The following is a 12667-nucleotide window of genomic DNA, read 5'->3' on the forward strand; positions in this document are numbered from 1 at the left end:
TAATTGCAGACACGAGTCTTGCAACTAATTTCACAAACTGACCCACAATTAATTAATATCCGATCGACTGCATCACTTGTACGGACACCATCGCTTTCGGGTGCTCCACCTCCAGTTCGTTCTGCGCGAAGTCCTTCGCTTCGTTTGCGTCACGAGCGAGGACCGTCACGAAGCCTTCTTTCTCCTCTGCGTAGCCGAAGCCCGCATCGAGGACGTGATACTTCGCCAGATAGACGTACTGCTTCACTCCTTCGACTCCTCCAACAGGACTGGCGACTGGCCTTGCAGCGCTTCTAGCCCGGTGCGGGTCAGGACACCCTGAATGTAACCGTGGACTTCGGACTTCATCTTTTCGACGGTCTCCTCGACGTGCTCATCGAAGCTCCGAGCGACGTACGGCAGGTTGTGCTTCAGCTCCGTGATCACGCTGTTGACCGGACCCTTCAGCGTGTCCTTCTTGGCCTTCGGGAGCGGCATGTCCTCGATCGTGTTGATCAGCGTCCTCAGCTTGTGCAGAGCGATGTCGAGCTTGCCGGCGAACTCGGCACTGTACTGGGCGGTGCGGTCCGGGATCGGGAACGACGGCACGTAGCCATGACCTTCTCGGTAATCGATCGTGCATTGAACGCCTTCCCCGACATTGAGCGCACTCACGAACGTCGCCCACTGGGCCTCTGATAGGCTGATCTCAAACAGCTGTTTCTTGGCATACGGCCAATCCCGGCTCAGGTCCCGGTTCAGCTCCGAGGCGCTCAGACGGATCGTGATGTACGCGTTGTGCTCGAAGTCGGAGCCGTAGAGCGTGCGCCTTCCCGAGGTTCGAAATGCGCCGAGCTGGCCAAACGCTGGATGCGTCATCCGGATGCCACGGTCTGTCTTCTCGACTTCGATTTCCTGTACTGGTCTCATATCGTTTCATCCATCACATAGACGTACACCGGCCCACCATTCGGCACACCGATCAGGCCCAACCTGTTCCACTTGTTGACGAGCATCATCAATGCACCCGGCCCCACCATGCCCATCTCCTGGTAGAGCTGCTCACCCGTGATCGTCTTACTCTCAGACGTGATCTCGGTGCCTTTGATCGCGTTGCGCGTGTATCGGTAGCTCATAGCGCCAGCATCCTCTCGACTTTATGCGGCAGCCCTTCCTTCACTAAGTCCTCCTCCAACTTCACGACGAAGAGTGCGTACTCATCGAAGCGGGCCTGCTCGGACTCCGTGAAGCCTTCCGAACTGGTTTCAGCCCACGACCCCAGGTCGTCGAGCATTCCGTGCATGACTTCGAGGCATATGCTGAGGGTCGGTTTCGGCACGAGCTGCACTCCTTGCTGCCCTGAAATTAATTTCAACGACGACCTACTCCAACGCGAAGCCAAGGCCGCCGCACGTAGGGCACATCTCACCTTCGTCGTGACGGGACGCCCTAATCTCTCCGTATCCGGAGCATTTCTCGCAGACGACGGGGACGACCTTCGTGTCGGCGACGATCTTCTGCCGGAACAACGGGTTCTGAAGAGCGTGGGCTTCTGCTGATCGCCTACTCATCGGTGTTCTCCTCGATCTCCTCCACGAACGAAACCTCGCACTTCACAAGCTCACTTTCATCGGCGAGCGTCATGGCTGGCGATAGGCTGACCTCGGGCAGGTCCGGATCGTCGAACTGCTTGCCGGAGATCGGCAGGTCGGGGTCATCGTCGTTGTCAAACTCGAACGACCGATCCTTGGCAGCCGCAAGCATCTTGGCCTTGGCCTCCTCCTCACTCTCAGCCTTGACGTAAACGGTCGCCCATATCGGAACGTCGATGCTGTAAATGTTCATTTCTTGGGCTCCTCATCAGGGTCGAGCGTGATCTCGATGCGGACGCGAGCATCCTCACCGTCAATCTTTGTCGTTGCTGTCAGCGCGATCGAAGGCGAGGCGACGCCTGGTTCAAAACCAAGCTCCTTCATGCCTTCCCGCAGTTTCGGGACGACCGCCTCACAGAGCTGCCTGAACAGCTTTGGCGGGATCGAATACGCCGTGTCCTGCAGGACGCTTTTCATTTTGCTCATGCTGCGACCGCCTTCAGTTCCTTGATCTGCTTCTCAATCTTGCTGATCTCGGCCAGAACGCCCTTGCGGCGCGGGTTCGAGTACCAGAAGTCGTCTGACATCGACTGACAGAAGTCTGTGTCCTCCCAGGAGGCGAGTTCGGCTTCGAGGGCGGCAATGCGGTTAGCTTGCATGTGACTCACTCCAACTTTGCAATTAATTGCACTCAGTGCACCAGATACGCGATGTACAGGCGGGTTCCGACCACTGCCGTGATCATCTCGTCGTCCTGGTCCTGGATGCAGGCCGGGTTCTTCTGGATCATGCCGACCACATACTTGACCGTCGACATCTTCACCTCGTCCCGGTCAACCGCGTAGCCGCGCTTCTTCGAGGCGTAATCAACGTGATCGGGGTGATACACATGCTTGCCGGCGCAACCGCAGCAGCACTTGCCGTCCTGGCCGTAATACACGCTGGAGACTTTGGAGATGTCGATCATGACCGTTCAATCCTTGGTTGGTCAGTGTCTATAATCTTACGATCTCACTGGCCGGCTGCGGGTCAAGGATAAAGCGACTGGATTTGCAATTAATTTCACTGTGCCTCTACCATACGAAAGCGATCGGGTGCACCGCTCGTCAGGATGTGCGTTTCGAGGTACTGTTGGGCCTCATCTTCAGTGAACACGTACGGCTCACCGCGGGACGGACGCACTGGCTTCCAGACCTCGATCTGGTTCTCGCGTATCCTCACTTCGACATGGAAGCGTTTCGTGTGCAGATGGGCAGACATTCAAAACTCCACCGGATCGTCACCACCGACGCCGTGGCTCCACGCAGCCGGGTTGGCGAAGAACTTTTCGAGATAGACGTGCAGCATCTCGTCTACGAAGCGGGCATACTCCACCCACGGTTCGCCTCGAAATTGCGTGCTTTCCAATACTTTCTCGTACTCAGCATCGAGCGCGGGATTGGTGCCGTCCGGCTGCTCAAGATGTCGGAATTTGCGCCATAGGTGCCACGCCTTCATGGCATCGTAAGGCGCGGTCATCTCTGTCTTACGCTCGCGCATCTGTCGACCGACGAACGTCCAAAGGGCGAATGCAAGCTCAGTATCGAACTTCTGGTCAGCCATCACCCGTACCTCTTCTTGTGGTCGTTGTAGCCTTGCATGTACGCCGCCTTCTGCATCGCGGTCCAGTGGCCCCACGGGTTCGGAGCCCAGCCATAAGCACGATGCGTCGAGCCCTGTCGTTCGCACATTGCGAGCGTCGGGTTCGTCTGCAGCCGCTCTTCGAGTTCGGCGTAATTGATCTCAGGCATCGATCTACTCCACAAGCCTGAGGTCTTCATCACACGGGGGCGTATCGTCGATCGGGTCGTAAACGAAGGCTGTGTCGAACTTCTCACTGTTCCCGTCCTTCCAGGTGACGTTCGTGGTGCCGCTCTTCACATAGAACGACTCAATATCATCGAGCGTTCTGCCTTCTGGCAGGTCGAACGCTGACGTGCCGTACACCTTCGTCGCGATACGCACTTCCACCTTAGACATCACTCTGGCCTCATATGCACGATGGCTGCCACCTCGCCTGTCACCTCGGCGTCGAACTTCGGTCTGACACCCTTCCAGATCGGGAACCGCGGTCTGCCGTTCACACCGATGCCGTTGAACTTGAACGTCACAAGCTGACCGGGAAGCGTGTCTCTCTGTGACCAGAGCTGGGCGACTTCTTCATTCGTGCCGCCAGCTGCCAGCGAGAACTCGACGACCTCCTTCCCGTTGTTCCAGCGGACATCGACTGCACCCAGCGTGCCGTTGGCGACCTTGCCGGCCTTGGCTGTCGAGCGCTTCGTGTGGCCGAGTTCATCGACCTGGGCTTCGTTCGTGTTCGTCAGCTGCTCGTGGACGGCCAAAATCTCGCCTTCTGCGTCCTCCCAGAACTTGACCTTCAGCATCCACTGCTCTCTGAGCGTCGAGCGGCCATACTTGTACGGGCCAGACGGGCATCTCAGGATCGCACCTTCATAGCCTTGCTTGTACCAAGTCTCGCTGACCGTATTGGCGTCGTCGGCCGTGCGGATATGCGAATGCGTAAGCAGCTTCACATACGGCAAGTTCAAGTCCGCCACCTTGTTCTCGGCATCCCTGTGCCGCGTCTGGAACGGGGATGCCGGGCTTGAGAAGTCGTCGAACACCCAGAACGTGAAGTCTGGTTCACCCGAGCCCTTGCCTACTCCCTTGGCCGTGTTCGTGAACACCTTCGGGTCGTTGGCCTCGCCCACGATCAGCTCGCCATCGAGGCCATGAGGCAAGCCTGTGAGCTTCTCACGGACGAACGCGTTCGGGATGTCGAGGAACTTACGGGACTTCGGGACTCCATCGACGATCAGACATCGGAAGCCGTCGAGCTTCTGGGAGATCATCTTCGGGAACGTCACTTCCGTGTACAGGTTCGGTATCTCGCTCAAGGCGAGCATGGGCTTCAACTTCTTGGCGGTCATGCTTCTGCTCTTTCGGTTAGGCGGCGAGGCCCATGTGCTGCTGCCACTTCGAGTGGAGACACTCAGCTGCGAATGACATCGTCGACTGACGGGCGATCGAGTCGAACTCTGAGAACGCCGACCAGACCGTCCGCTGCGTGTGGCCGATGCAGTAGTTCAGACCGCGGTCGCAGGTCATGACGGGCTCACGGACCGTGCGCTTCTCGACGAGGCCAACGTGCTTGCCGGTGGCGCGATCGATCACGTCGTAGACCGAGATTTCACCTTTGCGGGGGCTGAGCTTAAAGGGTGTCATGACCGTTCAATCCTTGTTGGTCGCTTGATGAAACTATCGTCTCACTGAGCGGCACCGGGTCAAGTGAAAGTGCAATTAATTTCACTCGCCCGAGCAAAAAAAAGAACGCCCCTAGTGCGGAGCGAGCTTCAGGATTGCGAGGATCAAGCCGGCAATGCCGACAGTCTGGACAAGCAGCGCCTGGTACAGCTTCGTCGTCAGCTCCGAGAGCTTGGCGTCCAGATAGTCCTTGGTGACATACTTGTCGTCGAGCATGGTTTCGATCGCCTTAGCGTGAGCCGTGGCGATCTTAGGCTCAATTCCTGCTGCTGTCAGCTGGTCAATGTAGGTCGCCAACTTCACTGCTGGCCCTCCTTCAGCTTCTTGGCTGCGAGCATCCGGTCAATCGAGGCTTGCATCCCGCTGTCGCGCTTAGCGCCGGGTGCGAACAGGTCGTTCATCAGGCGGTTCAGCTTCTTCTGCTTCTTGAGGGTCATGATCATCACTCCTTGTTTGATCGCTTGACCTAACTATCGTCTCACATGACGGCATCGGGTCAATTGGAATGTGCAATTAATTGCAACGCCTGCCTAAAAACTCGAAGCCGACCGGCGGCTCCATAGCCCAGCGCTCCTTGCAGAGTTCGTGGTGGCGCTTCACCTGATCGGGCGAACATTCATCGTACGGGATCGCCTCGATCTGAGCCAGCTCTTCATCGATGGCCAGCAGCTTCTCTTTCATCTTACCCACCTACCGCTTCCTTCAGGACTTCGAGCACAATGTTGGAGACTGCATCGCCGGCTGGGTACAGCTGGTGCTGGCCGAGAGCGATGTCGATGACTTCATCCTTGCTGATCTCGATGCCGAGGTCGAAGTCGACTGCCGAGACTGCGTTGTAGAGGTCGATCCCGTTCAGCTTGCTGATATCGATCATCGCCATTCACTCCTTGTTTGGCCGCTTGATAAAACTATCGTCTCACTGGGCAGCTACGAGTCAAGTGAAATGCAATTAATTGCACTCGCCTGCTCCTTAGTTTGCGAGGCCGAGGCGCTTGGCGTCTGCCTTGGCGAGCGTCTTGTCCAACTGGTGCTGGCGAACAACCGGGAGCGTCTTCAATGCGGTCACAGCATCACGCTTGGAAGCGAACATGCGGCCGAACTCGCGCATTGCCATGCAGACAACCGTAGCATCGTCCATTGCGCCGAAGTTGCGGGGATTGGTGCGCGTCGTCTTGGCGAGGTCAACCGGAGCCATAGCAACCGGAGCAACAGGAGCGCGGAGAGCAGAGAAGCTGTGCATCGTTTCAATCCTTGTTAGATGCCGTTGTTTGATGATCTATCGTCTCACTTGCCGGCTACAGTGCAATAGAAATGCGACTGCCCACGCATTATTTTGCAATTAATTTCACATTCTGCTTAACGCCGACGCAAGAGAGCCCCGAGCTGCAGACTCAGGGCTCTCAAACACCATTCCGGGCGGTGCTTTGGAAACGATCAGGCCACGTACATGCTCTATCTACGGGCTGAATACCGTCAGTGGCGAGCTTGCTTTTATGCCGGACTGACCGAGCGCCTGTCCGTTTCCTTGATCTTTCTATCGTCTCACTTGACCGCATCTGGTCAATGGGGAATTTGCAATTAATTTCACTCACTCGCCACGATGCAGCTGGATCAATGACCAGACAAGAGTCGCCGGGGCAGTGACTGGCCAGAGCAGTGCCAGCACGACGAGGTACTTGAACAGTTTGTCGTCCCCAGGCTGATCAGCGACGTGGAGCAGCGTGACGATAGCGCCCAAGGCCCACAGATAAACAATCACCCATTCCATCATACGATCTCCAGCTGGTACTCACGGTCCAAGAGGATCGTCTCGTAATTCTTCAGTCCGAACGCCTTCAGGGCTTCGATGATCGCCGTGACGTTCATCTGCCCGCACGTATAGAAGTCGAGTTGCACGAGCACCGGGTCGGTCTTGTCCCAGACGTGGATCGCGACGTGGCTCGTCTCGATGATCACCACACCGGACCAGCCTTCGAGCATCGGGCGATGGCAGTAAGCAACGTGCGGCCCAGACATGATCTTCATGTTCTGCGTATCGATCAGGTTCTCCAGCCAGTGCGTGAACTGAGCGTCCTGATGCGGGTGATACCACCAGTCCACCTCGGCTCTGATGATCACCTGCTTGTGTTCGACGGGCGGGTGCAGACTCATCGGTTCAAATCTCCTTCTATGGCTACGATCTGCAGCAAGTCATCGATCTGGGCGGACACGTTCGGCCAGTGGTTCTGCTTTGCTAGCTCCGATACGGCGACGCTCACGGAGATCAGCAACTGTCGTTCGGCTTCAGTCATGGATCACCTGGACGATCGGCAGAGGCGTACTCGCGCACAGACGGGTGATCACACGGTACGGATGCTGCATCTTAAACAGATGGCGGGCCACGTCTTCGCTCTCGGCGTCGACATGCGAAGTGCCGCAGTCGCGCGTGTACGTGCCTCTCCAGGCGAAGTAAAAACGGGTCTTCATGCTACGAGGTCCAACTCTACAGGGTCTCTGAAGCCGCGCTCGTGCAGGCCGTGCAGCAGCAGGTCGCGCAGCTCCTTGGTATCGATCGAGGCGCGTTCGATCCGTATAACGTAACGGCCCGTAAAGACTGAAACGAGAACATCGGTGACGTGCATCTTGTGGGCATACGAGAACGCGATGGCGTACGGGACATTTCTGAGGACGTCGGTCATGGCATCCTTCAGCTTCTCGGCGTGGACACGCATACCGAAGCGGTCCCAGGTGATCGGAGCCGTCGTCACGCGCCGTCCTCGACGAAGCGGATGAACGTGACGATCAACGCGAAGACGGCAAACCACGGATAGCCGGCAACGAGGCACATCAGTGCGAACAGCAGGCGTGGCCAGAAGAACAGAGCGACCAGCGTCACCACGTACATTGCAATTAATTGCAAAGCTTCGATCATCAATCCCTCCATTTGGCCTTACGACGTTCGATCTCGCGCTTCACGCCCCGCTCGCCGATGCACACGATACCAATAATCGGCAGCGAAACCCCGAACACGATCAACCCAATTTCGAGCATTCTGCTCCTCCATGTGTGCGACGAGCTGCGTTAGCAAAGCGTCCTTGCGTTCGAGGTCCTTGTCCTTCTCCTCGACCAGCTCACGGGCCATATCGAGGGCGGTCGCCATACGGAGCATCAGTTCGGAGAGCGCCTTGGCTCCATCCGGCGTGTAATAGACGCGCTGATTGATCAGGAAGGCGACATCGAGCGTGCGCCTGATGTTGGCCACGACCTCGACCCAGCTCTTCGGTTCACTCTCGGGGTCGCTCTCCGGTTCAACGGTCATCGCTTCCTACCAAAGAACAGCGTGATGCCGAGGCAGATCGTGGCAGCTACTATCTGGCCGACCAGCATCCCAGACCAGAACGACTGATCAACCAGCTCAACGCACGTCATGGACGACACCACTGATCATCGGTGCGTGCTGTACACGCTGTTCCATCTGGCTTGTGAAACCTGCGTAGTTCACGGTCACACCCACTGCGGCTCCTGAGATCAATCCGATCAGCACGTAGAACCACAGAGGCGGTGCCGTCTGTCTGACTGCTTTCGGGTATTCCGGTCCGAGAATTACTGATGGCAGTTTGTTGCCCGCGTACCTGCTCATAGTCTCACTCCTTGATGACTTACCTTGAGCGTACAGTTTTTGCGGTCTTTGTGCAATTAATTGCACGGAAGTGATTAATTGTTGGCGGGTGAAATTGGCCTTAGTCGACCTGTCCTACTCGATGGCCAATTGGCTACTGTTGGCTATTCGATTTGCCATGCTCTTCAGCGAGACCGAGTGCCTCCCAGAGAGCGTCGAAGAGCTTCTTGCTGCCCACGTAATGAGAGTGTTCGGCTCTGAGCAATTGTTGCTGAGCGGCCTTTGCAGCTCTCTGGTCGGGATAGGACAGGGTGAGTGACCCTGCCCCTTGTCCCGGTGTCAGTATCCTGAACCTGTATGCGTGTGTTCCTGGGTGTGAGGCCGATTTGATCTTCTGAATGCGGCCCACGAACACCAAGGTGCTTTTCGGCTCTCTACTCATACTGCCAAATCTACGATGTCGCTCTTCTTGCTACCCTTCGTCGTGAGGACTTTCGTCTTCATGATACGGGCGTGCTCCGGGTTGTTCTTCATCCAGAGCCGCGCGTAATACGGCGAGTGGTTCGAGTTGAGCTTGATCTTGCCGTCTGAGAGCACGGGACCAAGCTGCCGCCGAATGTCGTAGAAGGCATCGTTGGCCGACACTCTCTGAATGCCGCGAGCGATCTGTTCATTCACGAACTTGTCGAAGGCTGCGTAGACCTCGGGGTGTGCTTCATGGAAGGCGAGGAACTGCTGTTCCTTCTGAGTTAGCTGCATGAGGTTCTGCCTCTGGTTTTCTGATCGGGACACGTTCTACCTGCTGACCCTCTTCTGTCTCCAACAGGGCCGTGGCGTTGTGCTGCGTCTTTGGTGGTTCTGGGTCGACGTTCGTGGACGGGATGACGATCGGTTGCCCCAACAGGTCTGTGCGGCCCACGAGCACGTCGATGGCGCGGATCGAGGCCTGCATCCCTCTGACGAGGTCGTTGAACGTGGCGAAGTCGCGAATGAGCTTCGGGTCATTCAAGGCGTGCATCAGCAGCTCGCGCTCTTTGTTGACCTTGCTCTCAAGGCCCACGAGCACACTACGGAAGTCTGCCGGCATCGGGGGCGGAGGCGTATCCTTGACTTCAGGGGCTGGAGCCTCTGGTGCTGCCGCCGAGGGCTGCGTATCTGTCATCTGTCTCTCCTAGTCGTGCAATTAATTTCACAACCAGCACAGCACAAAAAGTGACCGGAGAACAGTGCGTTCTCAGGTCAACTTCTTGATTAGCTTAATCAGCGCTTCTTCTTTGTTGGTTAGACCGCCATTGCGACCGCGGACGGCTCCGTACTTAAGGAGCGCCTTCTCGTATCGCTGGTAGTCTTCGGGGCTGAAGTAATGCAGTACGGCGTGATGGTTGGCGACAGGTTCTCCGCCAGCCAAGAGTATCTTTAGATCGTGCGCTGAGTTGTTCTCTGCCAACTCCAGCAGTTCTTTCGCGTTCGTCGCGTCGATATGCTTTGCCAAGATGTTTGCCTTCGTCCAACCAATCTTCATGAGACGGTTCTTCGAAACAGACAGTTTCCGGAAAGCCCTGTCGATCTCTACGAGATAGTAAATCTTCCGACGCCCCAAGCTGGAGCGGCTTATGAATTTCTGAAACTCATCTGGGTAGCTGTCCAGCATGTCTCTCAACACGCGGGCTACGTCCATAAAGTTATCGCCTACCTTGTCGTAAGACATCGCCTTCTCGAAGAGGGCGGCTGCCTCGGTCATGAACTCCTCCATGAGTGACCTGAGCACATCATAGCGCAATTAAATTCACACGTCCCTCCGAAAAACTTGACCGCATGGCCTAGTCCCCAGACAAAACGTACGTTTCCTTAAAGCTGGTCAATAGCTGCCAACGTCGTACTCGTCGTGAAGTCAGGCACCATCAGCTCAGAGGCTAGGCTTTTAGCGTAGTCAGTGAAGAGGTTAAGCCGGCCAGATGATTTGATCTCTGTGCCGCCTAGTACGCGGTTGATGAACTCCGGATACCCTATGACCTTGACGCCGCGCTTGGCTGCATTCTTGGCTTTAGTTGTATCCGTCCTACTCGCAACTAGAAGCTCCGTGTCTGTTCTGACTGAACTGTGGACGATCAAATCGAACTCATGACAGGCGTCGATTAGATCAGCCCGGTTAATGGATTTTCCGTTTCCATCCATCGCCGGTCCAGTGAAACAGACTCGCATCGCACTTTCTCTCGCTAAATTGCTGTGTTTCTTGCGTTTAAGATGCTCCCTGCCGGCGGCTGGTCAATGAAGCCGGCTATTGAATTTAGTTATACTTTATAAAGACTTAAGCTCCGAAACCAGACCACGTTTCTTAGCTACGGCTGCACTCATTTTGAGCGCGATCTTGTTCCCGTCCTTCTTCTCCCATCCGAGCAGCGTGCTCTTGCCGAACGCCATCTGTTTTCCATTGTGGAACACCGTGATGTACGTGATCCCCTCGCCGACTAGATCGAACTCGAACAGGACTTCGCCTTCTTTAAGGCCAACAACGGACACCGGCTTCGATGTCGTGATGACCGGCTTCGGTTTTGCCGGTGGCATATAGTCCGGGCAGACTGTGATCGGCACGACCTGATAGCCCTGAGGCAACTGAACGACTCCGTGCTTCTTACCCTTATAGGTGGTCAGCCTCTCGGCAATTAGCGAGGCTACATTACGCTGGGGATAGATCATTGGTTCCGCTGGAAGTGCACTCATCATCACATCCTTGTTCATGAGTTACCGGAAAACGGTACCTGAGACCGGAGCGAGTGCAATGGAAAATGCAATTAATTGCAAAATAAAAATGGCCCAGGTCGGGCAAACCTGGGCCAAGTCAGACCGGAGGATATCGGGGAGGAACCTCCGGTCTCGGGGGACGTCGTGGTTCGAGTTAGATAGACACCTCAACCTTGGCTTCAGGGAAAGCCTCCTCAAGAGTCTTCAGAGCTTGTTCTAGGCCCATCGTCTGGAGGCGCTTCTTGATGGTAACGCCCCCGAGGTACTCCAGGCAGATGTTCTCCAGGGCCACAGTATCGACGCTCGTGTTGCTATCGTCCTTGGCCTTATTGATTGCAGCTTCAATCGTTTCCTTCTGCCCTGAGTGGCACTTGAAGGTCTTGTTCGTGGTTGCAGATGGCGCTTGCGACTGGTCGGTGATCGCCGGCTGGTTCGCGTTCTTGGCTGACTTCACCGTCTCCATGAACTTGAGCTGCGGCTGGCTCTTCGCGATCTGGACCCACTCATCGACGTTATCGAGCGTCAGGATGTCGGCCAGCTCCTTGAGCTTCGCCCAGCCGATTTCCTTGACCTTCGACCACGGCACCTTGCTTTCGACCAGGTGGTCGTAGATCGAAATCCAGTACATCGCCTTGCGGTAATGGATGCCGTATTCGTTCTCGACCAGCTCGCGGAAGTGACCGTACGGCTCGTACCACTTGTTCTTCAGGATGACGCTCAGGACACCGCCGAGCTTGAAGTACGTCTTCTCCGTGTTCTCACTGAGGGCGGAGACGGTCTTACGAGCGTCCTGCTCGTTCATCGTCTCGACCTCGTGGACGATGTCGACGATCAGGTCATTGCCGTCGACGATCTCACCCGTGAGCGGGGCTGACTTCGGCTCGGCCTTGGCGACCGCCTTGGACTTCTCCTTCTTCGGCTTGGAGAGGACCGCTTCGACCTTCTCTGGCTGGGCGTCCGCAAAAGTGGACTCGACCGCCTCTTCGGTCGTGGTCGGGAGCGTTGCCGGATCAACCGTGCCGGTTGGATCGGTCGGGGTCGCCTTCTTCGGCTTGGCTGCCTTCTTCGGTTTCGCTTCGGGTGCGGGCGGGGCCGCGTCGACCTTCACCTCCTCGGCAGGCGTCTCTTCAGCCTGGGACCGCAGCCACTCCTTCTTCTTGTCCAGGTTCAGGGTTGCCCATTCCTTGGGTACGTCCAGGCTGTACTTCGTGACCAGCTCATCGATGGCCTCGATCGTCAGAGAGTCGATGTCGATATCGAGTTCGATCTCCTCCTCGGCCGCGGGTTGCGGCGACAATTCTTTCTCAACGGCTTCCTTCTTGCTGCCCTTCAGCAGCTCCAAACTTGCGGCGGTTTCGCCCATAGAACTATCCTCAATACTATTCGGGGCTCGGAATTTGATACCGGGTCACCACTCCTTGGTGCTTACGAAGGACTGTATCTGCTGTGCAAT

General features: G+C 56.4%; 33 protein-coding genes. All 33 read right to left on the minus strand.

The genetic code is table 11. From position 1 onward, the window contains the following. Positions 1–52: 52 nt before the first annotated feature. The 33 genes from AACL53_RS11760 to AACL53_RS11920 all read right to left on the minus strand — a co-directional run bounded on the left by AACL53_RS11760 (position 53) and on the right by AACL53_RS11920 (position 12577). On the minus strand, positions 53–247 hold the full coding sequence (locus AACL53_RS11760; protein WP_339084690.1) for a hypothetical protein: 195 nt from the start codon (positions 245–247) through the stop codon (positions 53–55). Then, positions 244–909: a hypothetical protein gene (locus AACL53_RS11765; RefSeq protein ID WP_339084691.1), complete on the minus strand. Its 666-nt coding sequence runs from the start codon at positions 907–909 to the stop codon at positions 244–246. Before AACL53_RS11765 ends, AACL53_RS11760 begins: the two co-directional genes overlap by 4 nt. Continuing rightward, the gene (locus AACL53_RS11770; protein ID WP_339084692.1) at positions 906–1115 is read right to left on the minus strand and encodes a hypothetical protein; all 210 of its coding nucleotides are present in this window, start codon (positions 1113–1115) and stop codon (positions 906–908) included. Before AACL53_RS11770 ends, AACL53_RS11765 begins: the two co-directional genes overlap by 4 nt. Then, positions 1112–1354, minus strand: coding sequence for a hypothetical protein (locus AACL53_RS11775; RefSeq protein ID WP_339084693.1), 243 nt, complete (start codon positions 1352–1354; stop codon positions 1112–1114). The genes AACL53_RS11770 and AACL53_RS11775 overlap by 4 nt, the downstream gene beginning before the upstream one ends. A 7-nt stretch (positions 1355–1361) precedes the next feature. Next, the gene (locus tag AACL53_RS11780; RefSeq protein ID WP_339084694.1) at positions 1362–1550 is read right to left on the minus strand and encodes a hypothetical protein; all 189 of its coding nucleotides are present in this window, start codon (positions 1548–1550) and stop codon (positions 1362–1364) included. Next, positions 1543–1824: a hypothetical protein gene (locus AACL53_RS11785; protein ID WP_339084695.1), complete on the minus strand. Its 282-nt coding sequence runs from the start codon at positions 1822–1824 to the stop codon at positions 1543–1545. Before AACL53_RS11785 ends, AACL53_RS11780 begins: the two co-directional genes overlap by 8 nt. Then, positions 1821–2057, minus strand: coding sequence for a hypothetical protein (locus AACL53_RS11790; RefSeq protein WP_339084696.1), 237 nt, complete (start codon positions 2055–2057; stop codon positions 1821–1823). Before AACL53_RS11790 ends, AACL53_RS11785 begins: the two co-directional genes overlap by 4 nt. Next, positions 2054–2230, minus strand: a complete 177-nt coding sequence (locus tag AACL53_RS11795; protein WP_339084697.1) for a hypothetical protein — start codon at positions 2228–2230, stop codon at positions 2054–2056. Before AACL53_RS11795 ends, AACL53_RS11790 begins: the two co-directional genes overlap by 4 nt. A 32-nt stretch (positions 2231–2262) precedes the next feature. Further along, positions 2263–2538, minus strand: a complete 276-nt coding sequence (locus AACL53_RS11800) for a hypothetical protein (RefSeq protein WP_339084698.1) — start codon at positions 2536–2538, stop codon at positions 2263–2265. 95 nt (positions 2539–2633) lie between these two features. Continuing rightward, positions 2634–2831 carry a hypothetical protein gene (locus tag AACL53_RS11805; RefSeq protein WP_339084699.1) on the minus strand — a complete coding sequence of 66 codons (198 nt, stop codon included), beginning with the start codon at positions 2829–2831 and terminating at the stop codon, positions 2634–2636. Beyond that, positions 2832–3173 carry a hypothetical protein gene (locus AACL53_RS11810; protein ID WP_339084700.1) on the minus strand — a complete coding sequence of 114 codons (342 nt, stop codon included), beginning with the start codon at positions 3171–3173 and terminating at the stop codon, positions 2832–2834. Next, entirely contained in the window at positions 3173–3361 is a 189-nt protein-coding gene (locus tag AACL53_RS11815) for a hypothetical protein (RefSeq protein ID WP_339084701.1), read from the minus strand. Before AACL53_RS11815 ends, AACL53_RS11810 begins: the two co-directional genes overlap by 1 nt. Positions 3362–3365: 4 nt before the next feature. After that, positions 3366–3590: a hypothetical protein gene (locus tag AACL53_RS11820; protein ID WP_339084702.1), complete on the minus strand. Its 225-nt coding sequence runs from the start codon at positions 3588–3590 to the stop codon at positions 3366–3368. Next, positions 3590–4540, minus strand: a complete 951-nt coding sequence (locus AACL53_RS11825; protein WP_339084703.1) for a hypothetical protein — start codon at positions 4538–4540, stop codon at positions 3590–3592. Before AACL53_RS11825 ends, AACL53_RS11820 begins: the two co-directional genes overlap by 1 nt. A gap of 16 nt (positions 4541–4556) precedes the next feature. Then, positions 4557–4835 carry a hypothetical protein gene (locus AACL53_RS11830; RefSeq protein WP_339084704.1) on the minus strand — a complete coding sequence of 93 codons (279 nt, stop codon included), beginning with the start codon at positions 4833–4835 and terminating at the stop codon, positions 4557–4559. 111 nt (positions 4836–4946) lie between these two features. After that, positions 4947–5177, minus strand: a complete 231-nt coding sequence (locus tag AACL53_RS11835) for a hypothetical protein (protein WP_339084705.1) — start codon at positions 5175–5177, stop codon at positions 4947–4949. Then, positions 5174–5311 carry a hypothetical protein gene (locus AACL53_RS11840; RefSeq protein ID WP_339084706.1) on the minus strand — a complete coding sequence of 46 codons (138 nt, stop codon included), beginning with the start codon at positions 5309–5311 and terminating at the stop codon, positions 5174–5176. The genes AACL53_RS11835 and AACL53_RS11840 overlap by 4 nt, the downstream gene beginning before the upstream one ends. Positions 5312–5387: 76 nt before the next feature. Further along, positions 5388–5564 (minus strand): hypothetical protein, encoded by a 177-nt coding sequence (locus tag AACL53_RS11845; protein ID WP_339084707.1) that lies wholly within the window; start codon positions 5562–5564, stop codon positions 5388–5390. Continuing rightward, entirely contained in the window at positions 5557–5748 is a 192-nt protein-coding gene (locus AACL53_RS11850; protein WP_339084708.1) for a hypothetical protein, read from the minus strand. Before AACL53_RS11850 ends, AACL53_RS11845 begins: the two co-directional genes overlap by 8 nt. Before the next feature lie 96 nt (positions 5749–5844). After that, positions 5845–6114 (minus strand): hypothetical protein, encoded by a 270-nt coding sequence (locus tag AACL53_RS11855; protein WP_339084709.1) that lies wholly within the window; start codon positions 6112–6114, stop codon positions 5845–5847. A 348-nt stretch (positions 6115–6462) separates the two neighbouring features. After that, positions 6463–6645: a hypothetical protein gene (locus tag AACL53_RS11860; protein ID WP_339084710.1), complete on the minus strand. Its 183-nt coding sequence runs from the start codon at positions 6643–6645 to the stop codon at positions 6463–6465. Further along, positions 6642–7025 (minus strand): S-adenosylmethionine decarboxylase, encoded by a 384-nt coding sequence (locus AACL53_RS11865; protein ID WP_339084711.1) that lies wholly within the window; start codon positions 7023–7025, stop codon positions 6642–6644. The genes AACL53_RS11860 and AACL53_RS11865 overlap by 4 nt, the downstream gene beginning before the upstream one ends. 132 nt (positions 7026–7157) lie before the next feature. Continuing rightward, entirely contained in the window at positions 7158–7340 is a 183-nt protein-coding gene (locus tag AACL53_RS11870) for a hypothetical protein (protein ID WP_339084712.1), read from the minus strand. Continuing rightward, the gene (locus AACL53_RS11875) at positions 7337–7621 is read right to left on the minus strand and encodes a hypothetical protein (RefSeq protein ID WP_339084713.1); all 285 of its coding nucleotides are present in this window, start codon (positions 7619–7621) and stop codon (positions 7337–7339) included. The genes AACL53_RS11870 and AACL53_RS11875 overlap by 4 nt, the downstream gene beginning before the upstream one ends. Beyond that, positions 7618–7785 carry a hypothetical protein gene (locus AACL53_RS11880; protein WP_339084714.1) on the minus strand — a complete coding sequence of 56 codons (168 nt, stop codon included), beginning with the start codon at positions 7783–7785 and terminating at the stop codon, positions 7618–7620. The genes AACL53_RS11875 and AACL53_RS11880 overlap by 4 nt, the downstream gene beginning before the upstream one ends. A gap of 18 nt (positions 7786–7803) precedes the next feature. Then, on the minus strand, positions 7804–8172 hold the full coding sequence (locus AACL53_RS11885; protein WP_339084715.1) for a hypothetical protein: 369 nt from the start codon (positions 8170–8172) through the stop codon (positions 7804–7806). 96 nt (positions 8173–8268) lie between these two features. After that, positions 8269–8493 (minus strand): hypothetical protein, encoded by a 225-nt coding sequence (locus AACL53_RS11890; RefSeq protein WP_339084716.1) that lies wholly within the window; start codon positions 8491–8493, stop codon positions 8269–8271. A 417-nt stretch (positions 8494–8910) separates the two neighbouring features. Further along, positions 8911–9231 carry a hypothetical protein gene (locus AACL53_RS11895; RefSeq protein WP_339084717.1) on the minus strand — a complete coding sequence of 107 codons (321 nt, stop codon included), beginning with the start codon at positions 9229–9231 and terminating at the stop codon, positions 8911–8913. Continuing rightward, complete coding sequence (locus AACL53_RS11900; protein WP_339084718.1) at positions 9188–9634, minus strand: hypothetical protein; 447 nt, start codon at positions 9632–9634, stop codon at positions 9188–9190. The genes AACL53_RS11895 and AACL53_RS11900 overlap by 44 nt, the downstream gene beginning before the upstream one ends. A 72-nt stretch (positions 9635–9706) precedes the next feature. Beyond that, complete coding sequence (locus tag AACL53_RS11905) at positions 9707–10213, minus strand: hypothetical protein (RefSeq protein ID WP_339084719.1); 507 nt, start codon at positions 10211–10213, stop codon at positions 9707–9709. Between the two features lie 107 nt (positions 10214–10320). Then, positions 10321–10674: a hypothetical protein gene (locus tag AACL53_RS11910; protein WP_339084721.1), complete on the minus strand. Its 354-nt coding sequence runs from the start codon at positions 10672–10674 to the stop codon at positions 10321–10323. Between the two features lie 96 nt (positions 10675–10770). After that, a complete protein-coding gene (locus AACL53_RS11915; protein ID WP_339084722.1) occupies positions 10771–11193 on the minus strand; it encodes a hypothetical protein in 423 nt (140 codons plus the stop codon). 175 nt (positions 11194–11368) lie between these two features. Beyond that, positions 11369–12577 carry a hypothetical protein gene (locus tag AACL53_RS11920; protein ID WP_339084723.1) on the minus strand — a complete coding sequence of 403 codons (1209 nt, stop codon included), beginning with the start codon at positions 12575–12577 and terminating at the stop codon, positions 11369–11371. Between the last annotated feature and the right edge of the window lie 90 nt (positions 12578–12667).

The sequence above is a fragment of the Hyphomicrobium sp. ghe19 genome (assembly GCF_902712875.1).
GTDB lineage: Bacteria > Pseudomonadota > Alphaproteobacteria > Rhizobiales > Hyphomicrobiaceae > Hyphomicrobium_B.